1 protein-coding gene is annotated in these 376 nt (G+C 66.0%); it reads left to right on the top strand.

The window, feature by feature from the left end:
* The coding region (locus tag AC5WRT_RS39130; RefSeq protein WP_496098973.1) for an alpha-amylase family glycosyl hydrolase at window positions 1-376 on the top strand (376 nt) is incomplete at both ends.

Here is a 376-nt window from a genome sequence, read left to right on the forward strand (position 1 = left end):
CCGCAAGGACCCCGGCGGCCCCTACGGGGACTACTACATGTGGGCCGACGACGACAAGCAGTACGAGGACGCCCGGATCATCTTCGTCGACACCGAGGCCTCCAACTGGACCTTCGATCCGGTGCGCGGCCAGTACTACTTCCACCGCTTCTTCTCGCACCAGCCCGACCTGAACTACGAGAACCCCGCCGTGCAGGAGGAGATCCTGGCGGCGCTGAGGTTCTGGCTGGACCTCGGGATCGACGGCTACCGGCTCGACGCCGTCCCCTATCTCTACGCCGAGGAGGGCACCAACTGCGAGAACCTGCCGGCCACCCACGCCTTCCTGAAGCGGGTGCGCAAGGAGATCGACGCGATGTACCCCGACACGGTGCTC

It is taken from the genome of Streptomyces sp. NTD91 (assembly GCF_059510455.1).